The organism is Streptomyces sp. NBC_00203, assembly GCF_045206325.1.
Taxonomy (GTDB): domain Bacteria; phylum Actinomycetota; class Actinomycetes; order Streptomycetales; family Streptomycetaceae; genus Streptomyces; species Streptomyces lutosisoli.
Genome location: NZ_CP108126.1, coordinates 2767379 through 2785872 on the forward strand (window position 1 = coordinate 2767379; position 18494 = coordinate 2785872).

Sequence of the window (18494 nt, forward strand, 5' to 3'; positions counted from 1 at the left end):
CCGGCCCCACCAAAGATCTTGGTGGGGCCGGGCCTTCGGCGTTGCGTGCCCACGTACACGTGACCCAAGGGACCCGAGGGAACAGAACAAAAGGGCGGAGCCCCGGAAAAATCCGGGGCTCCGCCCTGAACGCTGCCGACGCCTAAGGCGTACTAAAGGCCGTCAGTTGTCGTCCTCGTCGATGAGGAACCCGCGCATCGGCGAGGGCGCCTGCTGCATCGGCGACGGCCCCTGCGGCCGCACCGGAGCCATCGGCTGGGTCATCGCCGGGGACATCTGCTGCTGCCCGCCGTAGGAGGGCGCGGCCGGTGCCGGGGCACCCATGCCCTGGTTGCCGCCGTACGACGGCGCGCTCGCGCCGGCCGGGGCCATCGAGGGCGCGGAGGGCGACGGCAGGGACGCCGTGGCCGGGGTACGCGGCGGGGCGAGCGAGTCGTCCGCCTGCGTCTCCAGCTGGCGCAGCTGCGACTCCAGGTAGGACTTCAGCCGCGTGCGGTACTCGCGCTCGAAGCCGCGCAGGTCCTCGACCTTGCGCTCCAGCGTGGCGCGAGCGGACTCCAGGGAGCCCATCGCGACGCGGTGCTTCTCCTGCGCGTCCCGCTCAAGGGCGTCCGCCTTGGCACGGGCGTCCCGCTCCAGACCCTCGGCGCGGCTGCGGGCCTCGCCGACGATCTTGTTGGCCTCGGAACGGGCCTCGGCGATCGCCTGGTCGGCGGTCTGCTGGGCCAGCGAGAGGACACGGGCGGCGCTGTCGCCACCGGGGCCCTGCTGCGGCATCTGCGGGCCGTGACCGCCCATGGGGCCACCCATGGGACCGCCCATCGGGCCACCCATCTGCTGCTGCATCTGCGGCTGCATCTGCTGGCCGGGACCGCCCATCGGACCCTGACCCATCGGACCCTGACCCATCGGACCCTGGCCCATCGGGCCCTGACCCATCGGGCCCTGGCCCATGGGACCGCCCATCGGACCCTGGCCCTGCGGGCCACCCTGGCCGCTGGGGCCGGCGGGAAGCTGCGGGGCGCCGCTCGGCAGCTGCGGCGGGCCGCCCATGGGGCCACCCATCTGCTGCTGCGGCGGGCCCGATATCCCGGCGGGCACGGGAGCGCCCGGACCGCGCATGCCCTGCGGCGGGCCCTGCTGCTGGTCCTGCTGCTCGGGGGGCTTGCGCATGCCCTGCTGCTGGTTCTGCGCAGCCGCGCGCGTGGCCGCCGCCAGTTTGGCGCGCAGGTCCTCGTTTTCGCGGAGCAAGCGAGTCAGTTCGGCTTCGACCTCGTCGAGGAAGGCATCGACCTCGTCCTCGTCATAGCCTTCTCGGAGGCGGACGGTCGTGAACTGCTTGTTCCGCACGTCCTCGGGGGTCAACGGCATCTCTTCACCTCAACGTAGTCGTCGGCATTCGGCAAGACCGTATCGTTCACAGCCGGCTCACGACGGAGATCAGGATGTAGACGATGATCATCAGTACGAAGAAGGACAGGTCGAGCGCCACGCCCCCGAGACGCAACGGCGGGATGAACCGCCGCAGAAGCTTGAGCGGTGGATCGGTGACAGTGTAGGTGGCCTCAAGAACGACCACCATCGCCTTGCCGGGTTGCCATGAGCGGGCGAACTGGAAGACGTAGTCCATGACCAACCGGAAGATCAGCACGATGAGGAAACACATCAGCGCGATGTAGAGAACCTGCCCGACCACGCTCATGATCCGTGCTTCCCTCTCCCCTGTTTCCGTGCCTTGATTCCGGTCCTGCGTCTCAGCTCTGGTTGAAGAACCCGCCCTCTGCGATGCGGGCCTTGTCCTCCGCCGTGACATCGACGTTAGCAGGCGACAACAGGAACACCTTCTGCGTCACCCGCTCGATGCTGCCGTGGAGACCAAACACCAAACCGGCCGCAAAGTCGACAAGTCGCTTCGCATCTGTGTCATCCATCTCAGTCAGATTCATGATCACCGGGGTGCCCTCACGGAAGTGTTCCCCGATGGTACGGGCCTCGTTGTAGGTCCGGGGGTGCAGCGTGGTGATCCGGTACGGCTCTCGTTCCGACACGACCTTGGGCATGATCACCGGGGCGTTCTTCTCCAGGCTTTGACGTTCTTGTGTGATGGACGCCACGGGGGCGATTCGCGCCGGACGCCCGGATTCCGCGCCGAGCGAAGCGGAATGGGGCACGGGATCGCGCGGCGCCGGAGGCTGCACCACTCGTACCGATTCGTCCCGTTGGGACAGATGTGCCTGATGTGACTGGTGCGGCGGCTCGTGCCGCCGGCGGTCACGCTCGGGCTCCGGGTCAAGCTCGGGCTCGAAGTCGTCATCGGGGTCGAATCCCCTGCCGTCGTACCCATCGTCCTCCACGAGGCCGAGGTAGACCGCCATCTTGCGCATCGCGCCGGCCATGCTCTGAGTCCTCCGCTCTGTGGTGGATCGGCTGACGACTTGCCAAGTGCCCGCGATCCACGAGGTCGTTATGCCCGCCCATCGGCGGTAATGACCATATTTTCTGCTGTGGTCCGACTTCTTGGCGACGTTACCCGAGCCTGGGTCGGACTCCGAGTACCGCAGTACCGACGCGTACATGTGTCGCCCCGGCCGCCACGGCCTGTTCGAGGTCCGAGCTCATCCCTGCCGAGACCATGTTCGCAGCCGGATGAGCGCTGCGCAGGACAGTCGACAAATCCATCAGCCGCTCGAACGCCGCCTGTTGGCGGCCCGCGTACGGTCCGGTGAGCGGCGCGACGGTCATCAGTCCGTCGAGCCGGAGCCCCGGAGCCCGCGCGATGAGCTCGCCCAACTCTTCGATTCCGCCAGGCCCTACGCCACCCCGCTCCCCTCTCCCGCTCTCCTCCGCGTCCAGCGCGACCTGAACGAGACAGCCCACCTCGCGCTCCGTCCGCACCGCCTCCCTCGACAGAGCCGTGACGAGCTTGGAACGATCGACGGACTGCACAAAATCCGCGTAACCCACCACAGAACGCACCTTGTTGGTCTGCAACTGACCCACAAAATGCCACGAGAGGGGCAGATCCGAGCATTCCGCCGCCTTGGGCGCAGCGTCCTGGTCCCGGTTCTCGGCGACATGACGCACACCGAGCTCCGACAGCATCCGCACATCGCTCGCGGGATAGGTCTTGGTGACCACGATCAGGGTCACCTCTTCACGCTTGCGCCCGGCGGCCGTGCACGCCGCCGTGATGCGCTCTTCCACTTTCGCCAGGTTTTCGGCGAGTTGAGCCTTACGGTCCGTCATGCCCCATCAGTCCAGCCAGACATAGCCCGCGAGCCGCCCGGTCGTGCGGTCCCGTCGGTACGAGAAGTGGTCCTGCGACTCGCGCGTGCACACCGGCGACTGCTCCCGGTCGCGCACTCCGAGCCTTTCCAGCTGTGCGTGCACTCCGGCGGTCACATCGACCGCGGGCGTGCCCCAACTGGTTTCGGCGTACGCCGCGGACTCGACGGCGGCGACATCGGCGCGCATCTGCTCCGGCACTTCGTAGCACCGCCCGCACACCGCGGGGCCGGTGCGGGCGACGATCCGGGCGGGCTCGGCGCCGAGTTCCGCCATGGCCCGTACGGCGGCGGGGACGACCCCGGCGATCATGCCGGGCCGTCCTGCGTGGGCGGCGGCCACGACCCCGGCGACCGGGTCGGCCAGCAGGACCGGCGTGCAGTCGGCGGTGAGAACGGCGAGGGCGAGCCCCCGCCGCACCGTGACGATCGCGTCGACGGACGGAATCTCCGAAGAGAGCCACGGCCCGTCGACCACCGCCACATCCGGCCCGTGCACCTGGTTCATCCAGACGACATGGGCCGGATCCAGTCCGAGCGACTTGGCGGCCAGTTCACGATTGGTCCGTACGGCGTCGGGGTCGTCGCCAACCGCTCCGCCGAGGTTGAGCTCCTCGTACGGAACGGCGCTCACCCCGCCCCACCGGTCGGTGAAGGCGAAGTGCGCGCCGCTCACGGTGCTCGTTTCGGAGCGCTGTCCTATCACTTCAGGAAGTCCGGCACGTCCAGCTCTTCGGCCGCGCTGTCCGAGTAGGAGCGGGACGGCGGGACCGGCGGGGAGACCGGCAGTTCGTTCACCGGCTCCGGAGCGGGCTCCGGGGCCTCCTTCGGCGTGACGCTGCCGAGCGAGCCGAAGGACGGACGGCTGTCGGAGGACCGTACCGGCGTGGGCTCCTCGCGCCTGGCCGAGGACGCGCCGAGAACGGTGTCCCGCTTGGCCGGCGGCTGGCCGCCGTCGAAGCCGGCGGCGATGACGGTGACCCGCACCTCGTCGCCGAGGGCGTCGTCGATGACCGCGCCGAAGATGATGTTGGCCTCGGGGTGCGCGGCCTCGCTCACCAGCTGGGCGGCTTCGTTGATCTCGAACAGGCCGAGGTCGGAGCCGCCGGAGATGGAGAGCAGGACGCCGCGGGCGCCGTCGATGGAGGCTTCGAGGAGCGGCGAGGAGATCGCCATCTCGGCCGCCGCCACCGCGCGGTCGTCGCCGCGGGCCGAGCCGATGCCCATGAGGGCCGAACCCGCCTCGGACATCACGGACTTGACGTCGGCGAAGTCGAGGTTGATCAGGCCGGGTGTGGTGATGAGGTCGGTGATGCCCTGAACACCGGAGAGCAGGACCTGGTCCGCCGACTTGAAGGCGTCGAGGACCGAGACCTGGCGGTCCGAGATGGACAGCAGCCGGTCGTTCGGGATGACGATGAGGGTGTCGACCTCTTCGCGGAGTTCGGCGATGCCGTCCTCCGCCTGGTTGGCCCGGCGCCGTCCCTCGAAGGTGAACGGGCGGGTGACCACGCCGATGGTGAGGGCGCCGAGCGAGCGGGCGATGTTGGCCACGACGGGCGCGCCGCCGGTGCCGGTGCCGCCGCCCTCGCCGGCCGTCACGAAGACCATGTCGGCCCCCTTGAGGACCTCCTCGATCTCCTCGCGGTGGTCCTCGGCCGCCTTGCGGCCGACGGCCGGGTTGGCTCCGGCGCCGAGTCCGCGGGTGAGTTCGCGGCCGACGTCGAGCTTGACGTCGGCGTCGCTCATCAACAGCGCCTGCGCGTCGGTGTTGATGGCGATGAACTCGACGCCCTTGAGACCGACCTCGATCATCCGGTTGATGGCATTGACACCACCGCCGCCGACACCGATGACTTTGATGACTGCGAGGTAGTTCTGCGGTGCTGCCACGTCGAAGGCCTCTCGCCTCGAGTTACGTGTCGTCGCCTCGCACGCTCGCGATCCGACGACTGATGCCGAATGGGACGGTCCGAACGCCGACCCGAACCCTAACGCTGAAGTTTAGGGTTACCAGTGTGTCTGTTCCTTGGACTCTTCCGAACAGGACACTAAGTCGACAAGTGGCGCACGTTCAACGAACACGCCGAACCTCCCGTTTTTCTTTTCACCCTATGTGATCAGGCGTAGCACTGCCCAACCAGGGTGCTGGCCTGCGCGGATGTGCGTCAACTCCCCGATGACGCAGGGGCGGTGGGAGCGCTCACGTCGAAGTGCCGGGCCTCGGGAGCGGCTTTCATGAGAGCGGTGAGCGTCCTGGCCTTCGCGCGGCCCTTCTCGCCGCTGCCCCACTCGACCGTGCGGCCGCCCTTCAACTCCAGCGAGATGGAGTCGTACGAACGGACCTTGAGGGTACGAGTGTCACGGGCGACGGCGGCCGGAATGTCACCGGCGACCCGCACCGCCTCGCGCACCAGCCGGTCGGTGCCGAAACGGCGCAGCCCCGCCGACTGGGACACCGTCAATTCCAGTGCGGGAACGCCCTTCGGAGCGTCAGAAACCGTGGCGAATCGCACGCCCTTGGCGTCCACTTCGATGAACTTCGCGCCTTTTTTCACCATCAGGACCGGAGTGCGTTCGGTCACTTTCAGACCGATTCCATGCGGCCAGGAACGGACGACATCAACCGAGTCAATTCGGGGCAATTTCCGGCGTAGCCGTGCCTCAATAGCATCGGTATCGACGGAAATCAGCGGGGATCCGACCGGAACATCGGCCGCTTCCCGCACCTGCTCGGCCGTCAGCACCCGCATCCCGGAAGCCGATACGTGCTCCACGCGCAGCCATTGGGAGCCGTACAGGACCCAGCCCGAAGCGGCCCCGGCCAACACCGCGGCAAGCAAAAGGATGATGAGCGTACGAGGCCGGCGCAGCCGCCCGAGACGGGGCGGCCGGGGCGGGCCGGACTCCAGCTTCTGCCGTTCGCCACGATCGGCGGTAGTCGGTCCGGCCACGCTTCCTGCCTTCCCTCACACGTCCCTAGCGGTGGCGAGAGGCGATCGCCTCGTACACCATGCCGACGAGCAGGTCGTCGGCGTCCCGGCGGCCGAACTCGCTGGCGGCGCGGGACATCTCGTACAGCCGGTGCGGGTCGGCGAGCACAGGCAGCACGTTCTGCTGCACCCACTGGGGCGTCAGTTCCGCGTCGTCGACCAGCAGTCCGCCGCCCGCCTTGACCACCGGCTGGGCGTTCAGCCGCTGTTCGCCGTTGCCGATGGGCAGCGGAACGTAGGCGGCGGGGAGCCCGACGGCGGAGAGTTCGGCGACGGTCATCGCGCCCGCGCGGCAGAGCATCATGTCGGCCGCGGCGTACGCGAGGTCCATCCGGTCCACGTACGGTACCGGGATGTACGGGGGCATCCCCGGCATCTGATGGACCTGCGGCAGTTCGTTCTTCGGGCCGACCGCGTGCAGGATCTGGATGCCCGCCTGCTGGAGGTACGGAGCCGCCTGCTGGACCACCTCGTTGAGGCGCCGGGCGCCCTGCGAGCCGCCGGACACCAGCAGGGTCGGCAGCGCGGGGTCGAGCCCGAACGCGGCGCGCGCCTCGGGGCGTACGGCGGCCCGGTCGAGGAGGGCGATCGAGCGGCGCAGCGGGATGCCGATGTAGCGGGCGCCGCGCAGCTTGTTGTCCGGGGTCGCGACGGCGACCTGCGCCGCGTACCGCGAGCCGATCTTGTTGGCGAGCCCCGGACGGGCGTTGGCCTCGTGGATGACGATCGGCACGCCGAGCCGCTTGGCCGCGAGATAGGCGGGCAGGGCCACATAGCCGCCGAAGCCGACGACCGCGTCCGCCTTGGTGCGCTCCAGGATCTGCTCGGCTGCCTTGATCGTGCCGCGCAGCCGCCCGGGGACGGTGATCAGCTCGGGCGTGGGCTTGCGCGGCAGCGGGACGGCGGGGATCAGCGCGAGTTCGTAGCCGCGCTCGGGTACGAGCCGGGTCTCAAGCCCGCGTTCCGTGCCCAGGGCCGTGATCCCCACGGTCGGGTCCTGCCTCCGCAGGGCGTCCGCGAGGGCGAGCGCGGGCTCGATGTGGCCGGCGGTCCCCCCGCCGGCGAGTACGACATGCACCGAAATTCACCGCTCTCCGGACGAACGCGCCGCGGCGCGCCGTCGCATCGTGTTCCATCTCCGAGGCCCCGCGGCCCCCGCGGAGCCTCTCACCGCAGCCCGCTTTCTGCCAAAGCGAGGTTGCCGCAACGCGAGCGCCGCCCGCGCAGCGGGGTCGTCGCGTGCGAAGGCGATCAGCAGCCCGATGGCGAACATGGTCGGCAGCAGGGCGGAACCCCCGTAGGAGAACAGCGGGAGCGGGACACCGGCGATCGGCAGCAGACCGAGCACCGCACCGATGTTGATCACGGCCTGGGCCGTGATCCAGGTGGTCACGCCTCCCGCGGCATACCTCACGAAGGGGTCCTCCGTGCGTCCGGCCACGCGGATACCCGCATAGCCTAGAGCCGCGAAGAGGGCGAGCACCGACAGCGTCCCCGCGAGGCCCAGTTCCTCACCGGTGACGGCGAAGATGAAGTCGGTGTGGGCTTCGGGCAGTTGGCCCCATTTCTCCACGCTCGCACCGAGTCCGGAACCGAACAGCCCGCCGGAGGCGAGCGCGTAGATGCCGTGCACGGCCTGCCAGCACGAGGTGGCGCCCGTGCCGGGTTCGGTGGCGCCGATGCAGGAGAACCGGGCCATGCGGTTCGGGCTGGTCTTGATGAGGATCACACCGAGAGTGGCCGCGATCGACAGCACGCCCACGAACAGCCGGGTCGGAGCGCCCGCCAGCCACAGCAGTCCGAACAGGATCGCGGTGAGGATGATCGCCGTTCCCATGTCGCCGCCGATCATGATCAGCCCGAGCAGCATGAACGTCACCGGGACCAGCGGCACCAGCATGTGCTTCCACTGCGTGAGCAGCCGCTTGTCCTCCTTGCGCGCGATCAGGTCGGCGCCCCACAGCACCAGGGCGAGCTTGCCGAACTCGCTCGGCTGGATCTGGAAGGAGCCGCCGAGGGAGATCCAGTTCTGGTTGCCGTTGATCGCGACTCCTATCCCGGGCACCTGCACCAGGATCATCAGGAAGACCGATCCGGCCAGCATCGGGTACGCCAGCGCCCGGTGCAGCTTCACCGGCATCCGCGAGGCGACGAGCAGCAGCACGCCGCCGATCGAGGCGGCCAGGAACTGCTTGCGGAAGAAGTACGACCCGGGCAGCGACAGCTGGAGCGCCGTGATCTGCGACGCCGAGTACACCATCACGAGCCCGAGCACGGTGATCAGCAGGCTGCCGCCGAGGATCAGGTAGTACGCGGTCAGCGGCCGGTCCCAGGCCTTGCGGGCGCGCGTGTAGAGCAGGCGTACGGGGTTGTCGCGAGGGGGGCGGGGGGAAGCGGGCCGCCTCGTGGTCCGCTGGACCGGGGGGCGGCCGGTGCGGCTGCCGGCCATCAGCGGCTCCGCCCGCCGTGGCCGACGGTGCCGCTACCGCTGAGGGAGGGTGGCCCGCCTGCGGTCCTCCCGGGCCGCTCAGGCGCCGGCGGAGGGACGGGCTGGTACAGCGCCGTGCCACCGGCGGTCGGACGCTTGGACCCCAGCCACATCCGTGTCACGCGTTCCCTCCCAGGTGTGCCCGGCGCCGCCAGGCAAGGCGGACCCGGGTCAGCCGTCGACGGCGCCGATCTCGCGAACCGCCTCCGCGAAAGCGTCACCGCGCTTGTTGTAGTTGGCGAACATGTCCATCGAGGCGCAGGCCGGAGCCAACAGCACCGTGTCACCGGCGTGAGCGAGCCCCCGCGCCTCCTGAACCGCCGCGAGCATCGCCCCAGTGTCGGTCCGGTCGAGGTCGACGACCGGTACTTCCGGGGCGTGTCGCGCGAGCGCTTCGCCGATCAGCGCGCGATCGGCGCCGATCAGCACCACACCCCGAAGTCGCTCTGCCGACTTGGCGACCAGCTCGTCGAAGGTCGCGCCCTTGGCGAGCCCGCCCGCGATCCACACGATCGACTCGTAGGCCGCCAAAGAGGCTTCCGCGGCATGCGTGTTGGTGGCCTTGGAGTCGTCGATGTACGCAACTTCGTCCACATCGGCGACGTGCGCGATGCGGTGGGCGTCGGGCCGGAAGGCCCGCAGACCGTCGCGTACGGCCCGGGCGGGCACCCCGAAGGCGCGCGCCAGGGCCGCCGCCGCAAGGGCGTTGGCGATGTTGTGCGGGGCGGGCGGCCGGACGTCGGAGACCTCCGCCAGCTCCTGGGCGTTCTTGTGCCGGTCCTCGACGAAGGCGCGGTCGACCAGGATGCCTTCCACGACGCCGAGTTGGGACGGCCCGGGAGTGCCGAGCGTGAAGCCGACCGCCCGGCAGCCCTCCTCGACGTCCGCCTCGCGCACCAGGTCCTCGGTGGCCTTGTCGGCCACGTTGTAGACACAGGCGACCCGATTGCCTTCGTAGATACGGCCCTTGTCGGCGGCGTACGCCTCCATCGAGCCGTGCCAGTCGAGATGGTCGGGCGCCAGGTTCAGTACGGTCGCGGAGTGCGCGCGCAGTGAGGGCGCCCAGTGCAGCTGGTAGCTGGAGAGTTCGACGGCGAGGACGTCGTACGTCTCCTCGCCGAGGACCGCGTCCAGCAGCGAGACGCCGATGTTGCCGACCGCCGCCGTGCGCAGGCCTGCCGCCTTGAGGATCGAGGCGAGCATCTGGACGGTCGTGGTCTTGCCGTTGGTGCCGGTGACGGCGAGCCAGGGGGCTGCTTCTCGACCGTCCCGCCCCCTGAGCCGCCAGGCCAGCTCGACGTCGCCCCAGACCGGGACGCCCGCCTCGGCGGCCGCGGCGAACAGCGGCTTGTCCGGCTTCCAGCCGGGCGCGGTGACGATGAGCTCGGTGCCCGCGGGCAGGGTCGCGCCGTCACCGAGGCGCACGGTGACGCCGAGCGCCTCCAGGTCCGCGGCCTGCGCACGGGAGCGCTCGTCGTCGCCGTCGTTGACGACCGTGACGACCGCGCCGAGGCCGTGCAGCACCTTGGCCGCCGGGATTCCGGAGACGCCGAGCCCGGCGACGGTGACGTTCTTGCCCTGCCAGTCGGTCACTTCTTGGCTGCCCATCCTGCGTAGAAGAGCCCCAGACCCACGATGACGCACATGCCCTGAATGATCCAGAAGCGGACCACCACAAGGACTTCGGACCACCCCTTGAGTTCGAAGTGGTGCTGAAGTGGCGCCATGCGGAAGACGCGCTTGCCGGTCATCCGGAACGAGCCGACCTGGATGACGACCGACATGGTGATCAGGACGAAGAGACCGCCGAGGAGCGCGACCAGCAGCTCCGTGCGGGAGCAGATCGCGAGGCCGGCGAGCGCGCCGCCGAGGGCCAGCGAACCGGTGTCACCCATGAAGATCTTGGCCGGTGACGTGTTCCACCACAGGAAACCGAGACAGGCGCCCATCAGTGCGGAGGAGACGATGGCGAGGTCGAGCGGATCGCGCACCTCGTAACAGGCGGCCGGGTTGGTCAGCGTCTGCGCGTTGGCGCAGGACTCCTGGAACTGCCAGACACCGATGAAGGTGTACGCGCCGAACACCATGGTCGCGGCGCCGGTGGCGAGGCCGTCCAGGCCGTCCGTCAGGTTCACGCCGTTCGACATGGCGAGGATCATGAACAGCGCCCAGACCACGAACAGCACCGGGCCGATGGACCAGCCGAAGTCCTGCACGAAGGAGAGCTTCGTGGAGGCCGGGGTATTGCCACGGTTGTCGGCGAACTGCAGGGCCAGCACCGCGAAGGCGATACCGCCGGTCAGCTGTCCGGCCATCTTCGCCTTGGCCCGCAGACCGAGCGAGCGCCGCTTGACGATCTTGATGTAGTCGTCCAGGAAGCCGACCAGGCCCATGCCCGCCATCAGGCCGAGCACCAGCAGACCCGAGAAGGTCGGGGCGTAGCCGGTGATCAGCTTCGACAGGAAGTACGCGATGATCGTCGCCAGGATGAAGGCGATACCACCCATGGTCGGCGTACCGCGCTTGCTGTGGTGCTCCTTCGGCCCGTCGTCACGGATGTACTGGCCGTAGCCCTTGCGGGCGAGCAGCTTGATCAGCAGCGGAGTGCCGATCAGGGTCAGGAACAGACCAATGACTCCTGCGAACAGGATCTGCTTCATCATCGGGCGGAAACCTCACCCTCAACACCGCTGTCGAGCAGCGCCAGGGCCACCCGTTCGAGCCCGACCGACCTGGACGCCTTCACGAGTACGACGTCCCCCGGGCGCAGTTCACTGCGCAACAGGTCGACAGCCGCCTGTGCGTCGGACACGTGCACCGACTCCTCACCCCACGAACCCTCGTTATATGCGCCCAGTTGCAGCCAGGACGCTTCCCTGCCCCCGACCGCGACGAGCTTGCTGACGTTGAGCCGGACGGCGAGCCGTCCGACCGCGTCGTGCTCGGCGAGCGCCTCGTCCCCGAGCTCGGCCATCTGACCGAGCACCGCCCACGTACGGCCCCCTTGTGCCTGTGAGGCTTTGCCCATTGCCGCGAGCGCGCGCAGGGCGGCTCGCATGGACTCGGGGTTCGCGTTGTAGGCGTCGTTGACGACCGTCACGCCGTCCGGGCGCTCGGTGACCTCCATCCGCCAGCGGGAGAGGGAGCCCGCCTCGGAGAGCGCGCGGGCGATCTCGTCTGCGGACATGCCCAGCTCATGGGCGACGGCGGCCGCGGCGAGCGCGTTCGACACGTGGTGCTCACCGTACAGGCGCATGGTCACGTCACTGCACCCGGAGGGTGTGCGAAGACTGAAGGCGGGCTGTCCACTCTCCGTGAGACGGACGTTCTCGGCGCGTACGTCCGCTTCGTCGGACTCTCCGAAGAGGATCACGCGTGCCTTCGTACGGGATGCCATGGCGCGTACGAGGGGATCGTCGGCGTTGAGGACCGCGGTGCCGTCCTCCGGGAGGCTCTCGACGAGCTCGCCCTTTGCTCGCGCGATCTGTTCGCGGCCGCCGAACTCGCCGATGTGGGCGGTGCCTACGTTGAGGACGAGGCCGATCTTCGGGGGCGTCAGATCCGTGAGGTAGCTGATGTGGCCGAGGCCGCGGGCGCCCATCTCCAGCACGAGGAACTTCGTCTCCTCGGTGGCGCTGAGCGCGGTGAGCGGCAGCCCGATCTCATTGTTCAACGATCCGGGCGTGAACACGGTCGGCGCCTTGCTGCGCAGCACCTGCGCGATCAGGTCCTTGGTGCTGGTCTTGCCCGCGGAGCCGGTGAGGGCCACGAGGGTCGCGCCGAGCCGTTCGACGACATGGCGGGCGAGGGCGCCGAGAGCCGTCTGTACGTCCGCGACGACGATCGCGGGCACGCCGACGGGGCGCGACGCCAGTACGGCGACCGCGCCCGCCTCGATCACCGCCTCGGCGTAGTCGTGGCCGTCCACACGCTCGCCCACGAAGGCGACGAAGAGACTGCCGGACTCCACTTCACGGGAGTCTCTGACGACCGGTCCGGTGACCTGAACCGACGGATCCGGTATGTCATACGTCTGCCCGCCGACGACTGCTGCGATCTCGGCGAGAGAGAGGGCGATCACAAGTTCATCCCTGGGTCTTCTGGATAGCTTCGCGAAGCACCTGGCGGTCGTCGAAGGGACGCACCACCCCGGCGATGTCCTGGCCCTGCTCGTGGCCCTTGCCCGCGACCAGTACGGTGTCGCCCGGCTCGGCGCGGGCGACGACGGCGGCGATGGCGGCGGCCCGGTCCTCGAAGACCTGGACCTCGCCACGCTCGTGTACTGGCACGGACGCCGCGCCCGCGAGCATGGTTGCGAGGATCGCGAGGGGGTCCTCGGAGCGGGGGTTGTCGGAGGTCAGTACGGCGGTGTCGGCGAGCCGGGCCGCGGCGGCGCCCATCGGCATCCGCTTGGTCTTGTCCCGGTCGCCGCCGCAGCCGAGCACGACGTGCAGGCGGCCGCTCGTCACCTTGCGCAGGGCGCGCAGGACCGATTCGACGGCGTCCGTCTTGTGGGCGTAGTCGACGACGGCGAGGTAGGACTGGCCCGCGTCCACGCGCTCCAGGCGGCCCGGGACGCCCGGCACGGCGGCGATGCCGTCGGCGGCCGTCTGCGGGTCGAGTCCGGCGGCTGCGAGGGCGACGATCGCGGCGAGCGTGTTCGCCACGTTGAAGGGGCCCGCGAGCGGCGACCTGGCGGTGATCCGCTCGTCCTTGGGGCCGACCGCGGTGAACGTCGAGTCCATGGGGCCGACTTCGACGTCCTCGGCACGCCAGTCGGCGTCGGGGTGGCCCTCGGCGGAGAAGGTGACGACCGGGACGCCGGCTTCCTTGGCGAGCCTGCGGCCGTACTCGTCGTCGAGGTTGATGACGCCGAGTTTGCTGCGGTGCGGTGTGAACAGTTGCGCCTTGGCCCGGAAGTAGTCCTCCATGTCGGAGTGGAACTCCATGTGTTCCGGGCTGAGGTTGTTGAAGACGGCGATGTCGAAGACGCAGCCGTCGACCCGGCCGAGGACCAGCGCATGGCTGGAAACCTCCATCGCGACCGCCTCGACGCCGCGCTCGCGCATGACCGCGAACAGCGCCTGGAGGTCGGTGGCTTCGGGGGTGGTGCGCTCCGACTTGATCCGCTCGTCGCCGATCCGCATCTCGACCGTACCGATCAGACCGGTGGAGCGGACCGTCTTCAGACCGCCCTCGACGAGGTACGCCGTCGTGGTCTTGCCGGAGGTTCCGGTGATGCCGATCTGGAGCAGGTCGCGCCCGGGGCGGCCGTAGATCGTGGCCGCCAGCTCGCCCATCCGGCCGCGCGGGTCGTCGACGACGAGGACCGGCAGTCCGGTGGCCGCGGCGCGCTCGGCGCCGGTTGGGTCGGTCAGGACGGCGACGGCACCGAGGCCGGCCGCCTGGGTCACGAAGTCGGCGCCGTGCAGGCGGGCACCGGGCAGCGCGGCGTACAGGTCGCCGGGGCGCACGGCCCGCGAGTCATGGGTGATGCCCGTGACCTCCGCGATCGACGCCGGGGCGGTGGCCCCCAGCTGATCGGCCAGTTCCGCGAGGGGTGTGGCGGAGACGTGAACCGGTCGCGGCGGTCCCGGATATGTCACAGGAACGCCCTTCTGGGTGGTTTGGGACTGATCAGCGTGTGGCACGGCGGTGAGCGTACCGGGCGCACCCCCGCTGGAGCGAAGCGAGGGGTTTGTCGGGGACTGGTTCCCGGGAGCCGGGGTGATCGTTGTCACGAGCTGTTCCTGGTCCGTTGTGCGTGGAGGCTGATCAGGGCTTGCGGTCGCAGTGGATCACGGGGTGAAGGTGACGGGCAGTCTGGCGGCCTGGGTCCCGGTGGGCGGGATCTGGAGGGTCTTCAGGGCGAACTCCATGACCTGCTTGTAGATGGGTCCGCAGGTCTGGCCGCCGAAGTAGCTGCCCTCGGTGGCGTTCTGGATCGCGCAGTAGACGGTGATCCTCGGGTTGTCCGCGGGCGCGAATCCGGCGAACGAGGACGTGTAGCCCTTGTACTTGCCGGTGGCCGGATCCACGCGGTTGGCCGTACCCGTCTTGCCCGCGACTCGGTAGCCGGGGATACGCGCCTTGGCGCCGGTGCCCTGCTCGTCGTCCACGACGGACTCCAGCATATGGGCGAGGGTCTTCGCCGTCTTCGCGCTCACAACCCTTGTCTTCTTGGGCTGGGCGGCGGGGGTGAAGCGGCCGTCGGCCCCCTTCGAGCCGCGCACCAGCGTCGGCTCGATGCGTACGCCGCCGTTGGCGATCGTGGAGTAGACGGAGGCCGCCTGCAGCGCGTTGATCGACACGCCTTGGCCGAAAGGAATCGTGTACTGCTGCGACGTGGACCAGGTGTCGGGGGACGCGAGGATGCCCGCCGTCTCGCCGGGGAGGCCGAGCCCGGTGTGGCTGCCGATGCCGAACTTGCGCAGATACGAGTAGAGGACCTGGTTGGCCTCCTTCTGCGTCTTGCCGAGCTGGCCGGTCGCCAGGATGGTGCCGATGTTGCTGGACTTGGCGAGCACGCCGTTGAGCGTCAGGTACCAGGTCTTGTGGTCGATGTCGTCCTGGAAGAGCCGGTCGCCGCGGTGCAGCCGGTTGGGCACGACGACATGCGTGTCGGGCGTGGCCGCGTTCTCCTCCAGGACGGCGGCCATCGACATCAGCTTGGCGGTGGAGCCGGGCTCGTACGCGTCTTCGATGGCCCAGTCGTGCAGGGCGTTCGGGTCGGCCTGGGAGAGGTCGTTCGGGTCGAAGCCGGGCGAGTTGGCCATGGCGAGGATCTCGCCGGTCCGGGTGTCCTGCACTATCACGTACCCGCGGTCCGCCTTGGACTTCTTCACCTGCTCGGTGATGGCGTTCTGCGCGGCCCACTGAATGTCGCGGTCGATGGTCAGCTCGACGTCGGAGCCGGCCACGGCGGGCGTCTCGGTGGAGTCCACGGTCGGCACCTGACGGCCGCCGGACTGGGCGTAGCGGATCTTGCCGTCCTTGCCCGTGAGCTCCTTGTTCAGCTGCTGCTCGATGCCGCCGCCGCCCTTGCCGTCGGCGTTGACCCAGCCCAGTATCCCGGCGGCGAGATCGCCGTTCGGATACACACGCTTGCTGGCGGGGACCGCGAGGACGCCCGCGAGGACGTTCACCGTGGTCTTGTCGGTCTGGGACTTGGCCGCGAGCGTGGTCTTCAGGTCCTTGATCTGCTTCCAGACCTGGGGGGTCTGGCGGTGCGCGAGCAGGGTGTAGCGGGTGTTCTTCGTGCTCAGCTTCTTGGCGACGGTGTCGGTGTCCTGGCCGAGGATCGGGGCGAGCAGCGCCGCGGCCTGCTCGGGGGCGTCCGCCACCGTCGTGGCCTTTTGCGTGAACATCGTCGGATCGGCCGTGATGTCGTACGCGTCCACGCTCGTCGCCAGCTCGACGCCGTTGCGGTCGGTGATCCCGCCGCGCTCGGCGGCGAGCGTGCGCCCGACGTACCGGTTCTGCTCGGCCTTCGCGGCGTAGGTGCTCGCGTCCACGGCCTGCACCTGGAGCAGCCGTACGACGAAGGCGATCATCACCAGGGTCAGCGCGAGGCTGACCATGCGCAGGCGCGGCCGGGGGCTGCCGAGCCGGATGACGCGCGGGCCGTTCGGCCGGAGTGCGCTCGGGCGGGGTGCGCTCGGCCGTCGCGCGGGGCGGGCACCGGGGCCCGGGCGCCGCTGGCTTCCGGGACGTACGGGCCTGGCGGGTCCGGGCACACGGCGGCGCGGCGGTTCCCTGTCGGACACTTCCGTCACCTGCCGGGGGTTGTGGAGGGCTGCGTGGACGGGGTGGGGGCCTGAGTCGCCGGGACGGCGGCCACGGACGGCTGTGTGGCGAACGTCGGAGACGGGCTCTGCCCCTGCCCCTGAATCGGGCTCTGACTCGGGCTCGCGCTCTGGCTCTGGGAGGAGGCGAGGGCCTCGGGCGCGAGGACCATCGGGGTCCGTGCGGAGGACTGCTGGGCGGGGGCTCCCGGGACGCCCTTGACGGTGCCGTCGGGGTTGAGGAAGGCCGGGTCGCCGCCGGGGACCATGCCCAGCTCGCGGGCGCGGCGCTGGAGGGCGTCGGGGGCGGCGTAGGCGTCCACGTCCCGCTGGAGCGCCTGCTCCTCGTCGGTGAGGCTCTTGGTGTCCTTCTGCAGGTCGTCGAGGCGGAACGACCCTTCGCTGAGCGCGGAGTTCAGCACGAGGAGTCCGATGAGGCCGCCGCCGAGCAGGAGGACGACCAACAGGACGAAGGGGGTACGGGCGGCCTGACCGGCACCGGCCGGCAGCAGCCGCGTGAGCCGGGCGGCCCGTCCCTTGAGTTCGGGTTTCGTGCTCACACGCCCTCCCTGCGGGTTCGGCTTCCCGAGTTCGCGGCCGCTCGGCGGGATGGGTTTCCCGGCTTCACGGCCCCTTGGCGGGTTGTGCTTCCCGATGTCACGGACGCTCGGTGGATTTGGTTTCCCGATGTCACGGCCGCTCGCTGGGTCTGGTTTCCCGACATCACGGCAGCCGAGCGGGTTTGACTTCCCCACTCACGAAGGCTTGGCAAGTTTGGATCCCCAACCCTCAACATCCCGCGGGTTTGGACATCCAACCCACGACATCCCGCGAGTTTGGGTTTCCGACTCACGCGCCCTCCCTCTCCCCACGCCTCACTCGGCGTTGTCCTCGCGGATGCGTTGCGCCCCCCGCAGCCGGGCGGGCGCCGCGCGCCGGTTCTCGGCGACCTCTTCCTCGGTGGGAAGTTCGGCACCGCGGGTGAGCAGCTTGAGCCGGGGCTGGTAGCGCTCGGGCACGACCGGCAGTCCGGGCGGCGCGGTGTTGGCGGCGCCGGCCGCGAAGACCTGCTTGACCAGCCGGTCCTCCAGCGAGTGGTAGGACAGCACGGCGATCCGGCCGCCGACGGCGAGCGCCTTCACGGCCGCGGGGATCGCGCTCTCCAGGACGCTGAGTTCACCGTTGACCTCGATGCGCAGGGCCTGGAAGGTGCGCTTGGCGGGGTTGCCGCCGGTGCGCTTGGCGGCCTGCGGAAGCGAGTCGCGGATCAGCTCGACGAGCCGCGCACTGTTGCTGAAGGGCTCCTTCTCGCGTTCGCGCACGACCGCGGAGACGATCCGCTTGGCCTGCTTCTCCTCGCCGTACGCCCGCAGGATCCGCACCAGTTCGCCCGCCGGGTAGGTGTTGAGCACCTCGGCCGCACTGATCCCGGTCGTCTGGTCCATGCGCATGTCGAGCGGGGCGTCCTGCGCGTAGGCGAACCCGCGGTCCGCCTCGTCGAGTTGCATGGAGGAGACGCCGAGGTCGAACAGGACGCCCTGGACGCGCGGGATGTCCAGGCGGTCGAGTACGTCGGGGAGTTCGTCGTAGACCGCGTGCACCAGGGTGGCGCGGTCGCCGAAGGGGGCGAGCCGCTCCCCGGAGAGCCGCAGCGCCTCCTTGTCGCGGTCCAGGGCCACGAGACGGGCCTCGGGGAACTGGGTGAGGAGGGCTTCGCTGTGGCCGCCGAGCCCGAGGGTGCAGTCGACGACCACGGCTCCCGGCTCGGCGAGGGCCGGGGCCAACATGTCCAGGCACCGCTGGAGCATCACCGGGACGTGTCGACTCTGGCTCAAGGGGCCCTCTCAGGTCCGCGCGGCCGCACGCACCGCCGGGTCCCCGCCCGCTCGAGAAGGGGAGGCCTGCTGGCGCCGGGTGAGTGGCGTCAGCCGACCGGGAGCGGGAG

At 69.7% G+C, this 18494-nt stretch carries 16 protein-coding genes; all 16 read right to left on the minus strand.

Annotated features, from left to right (window positions below; genetic code table 11):
• Positions 1-162: 162 nt before the first annotated feature.
• Positions 163-1371 carry a DivIVA domain-containing protein gene (locus OG975_RS12710; RefSeq protein ID WP_406329219.1) on the minus strand — a complete coding sequence of 403 codons (1209 nt, stop codon included), beginning with the start codon at positions 1369-1371 and terminating at the stop codon, positions 163-165.
• Between the two features lie 46 nt (positions 1372-1417).
• Entirely contained in the window at positions 1418-1702 is a 285-nt protein-coding gene (locus OG975_RS12715; protein ID WP_028803186.1) for a YggT family protein, read from the minus strand.
• A gap of 52 nt (positions 1703-1754) precedes the next feature.
• Positions 1755-2396: a cell division protein SepF gene (locus tag OG975_RS12720; RefSeq protein WP_406329220.1), complete on the minus strand. Its 642-nt coding sequence runs from the start codon at positions 2394-2396 to the stop codon at positions 1755-1757.
• A 130-nt stretch (positions 2397-2526) separates the two neighbouring features.
• Complete coding sequence (locus OG975_RS12725; protein ID WP_406329221.1) at positions 2527-3246, minus strand: YggS family pyridoxal phosphate-dependent enzyme; 720 nt, start codon at positions 3244-3246, stop codon at positions 2527-2529.
• A 6-nt stretch (positions 3247-3252) separates the two neighbouring features.
• Positions 3253-3990, minus strand: a complete 738-nt coding sequence (gene pgeF, locus OG975_RS12730; RefSeq protein WP_406329222.1) for a peptidoglycan editing factor PgeF — start codon at positions 3988-3990, stop codon at positions 3253-3255.
• The gene (ftsZ, locus tag OG975_RS12735) at positions 3987-5177 is read right to left on the minus strand and encodes a cell division protein FtsZ (RefSeq protein ID WP_330303921.1); all 1191 of its coding nucleotides are present in this window, start codon (positions 5175-5177) and stop codon (positions 3987-3989) included. The genes pgeF and ftsZ overlap by 4 nt, the downstream gene beginning before the upstream one ends.
• Positions 5178-5452: 275 nt before the next feature.
• A complete protein-coding gene (locus OG975_RS12740; protein WP_406329223.1) occupies positions 5453-6238 on the minus strand; it encodes a cell division protein FtsQ/DivIB in 786 nt (261 codons plus the stop codon).
• Positions 6239-6263: 25 nt separating this feature from the next.
• Positions 6264-7355, minus strand: a complete 1092-nt coding sequence (murG, locus tag OG975_RS12745; RefSeq protein WP_406329224.1) for an undecaprenyldiphospho-muramoylpentapeptide beta-N-acetylglucosaminyltransferase — start codon at positions 7353-7355, stop codon at positions 6264-6266.
• 6 nt (positions 7356-7361) lie between these two features.
• Positions 7362-8726, minus strand: coding sequence for a putative lipid II flippase FtsW (ftsW, locus tag OG975_RS12750; protein ID WP_330303924.1), 1365 nt, complete (start codon positions 8724-8726; stop codon positions 7362-7364).
• Between the two features lie 210 nt (positions 8727-8936).
• Complete coding sequence (murD, locus tag OG975_RS12755) at positions 8937-10373, minus strand: UDP-N-acetylmuramoyl-L-alanine--D-glutamate ligase (protein WP_406329225.1); 1437 nt, start codon at positions 10371-10373, stop codon at positions 8937-8939.
• Positions 10355-11428, minus strand: a complete 1074-nt coding sequence (mraY, locus tag OG975_RS12760; protein ID WP_381248175.1) for a phospho-N-acetylmuramoyl-pentapeptide-transferase — start codon at positions 11426-11428, stop codon at positions 10355-10357. The genes murD and mraY overlap by 19 nt, the downstream gene beginning before the upstream one ends.
• Positions 11425-12846, minus strand: a complete 1422-nt coding sequence (gene murF / locus OG975_RS12765) for a UDP-N-acetylmuramoyl-tripeptide--D-alanyl-D-alanine ligase (RefSeq protein ID WP_327428046.1) — start codon at positions 12844-12846, stop codon at positions 11425-11427. The genes mraY and murF overlap by 4 nt, the downstream gene beginning before the upstream one ends.
• A 4-nt stretch (positions 12847-12850) precedes the next feature.
• Positions 12851-14371, minus strand: coding sequence for a UDP-N-acetylmuramoyl-L-alanyl-D-glutamate--2,6-diaminopimelate ligase (locus OG975_RS12770; RefSeq protein WP_406329226.1), 1521 nt, complete (start codon positions 14369-14371; stop codon positions 12851-12853).
• Between the two features lie 192 nt (positions 14372-14563).
• Positions 14564-16531, minus strand: coding sequence for a penicillin-binding transpeptidase domain-containing protein (locus OG975_RS12775; RefSeq protein ID WP_406329227.1), 1968 nt, complete (start codon positions 16529-16531; stop codon positions 14564-14566).
• Positions 16532-16536: 5 nt separating this feature from the next.
• A complete protein-coding gene (locus tag OG975_RS12780) occupies positions 16537-17109 on the minus strand; it encodes a septum formation initiator family protein (RefSeq protein ID WP_406329228.1) in 573 nt (190 codons plus the stop codon).
• 315 nt (positions 17110-17424) lie between these two features.
• Positions 17425-18384 (minus strand): 16S rRNA (cytosine(1402)-N(4))-methyltransferase RsmH, encoded by a 960-nt coding sequence (rsmH, locus tag OG975_RS12785; protein WP_406329229.1) that lies wholly within the window; start codon positions 18382-18384, stop codon positions 17425-17427.
• Between the last annotated feature and the right edge of the window lie 110 nt (positions 18385-18494).

Coding starts and splice junctions, on each gene's coding strand:
- OG975_RS12710 (WP_406329219.1), bottom strand. CDS start 1,371: ATGCCGTTGACCCCCGAGGACGTGCGGAACAAGCAGTTCACGACCGTC.
- OG975_RS12715 (WP_028803186.1), bottom strand. CDS start 1,702: ATGAGCGTGGTCGGGCAGGTTCTCTACATCGCGCTGATGTGTTTCCTC.
- OG975_RS12720 (WP_406329220.1), bottom strand. CDS start 2,396: ATGGCCGGCGCGATGCGCAAGATGGCGGTCTACCTCGGCCTCGTGGAG.
- OG975_RS12725 (WP_406329221.1), bottom strand. CDS start 3,246: ATGACGGACCGTAAGGCTCAACTCGCCGAAAACCTGGCGAAAGTGGAA.
- ftsW (WP_330303924.1), bottom strand. CDS start 8,726: ATGGCCGGCAGCCGCACCGGCCGCCCCCCGGTCCAGCGGACCACGAGG.
- murD (WP_406329225.1), bottom strand. CDS start 10,373: ATGGGCAGCCAAGAAGTGACCGACTGGCAGGGCAAGAACGTCACCGTC.
- mraY (WP_381248175.1), bottom strand. CDS start 11,428: ATGATGAAGCAGATCCTGTTCGCAGGAGTCATTGGTCTGTTCCTGACC.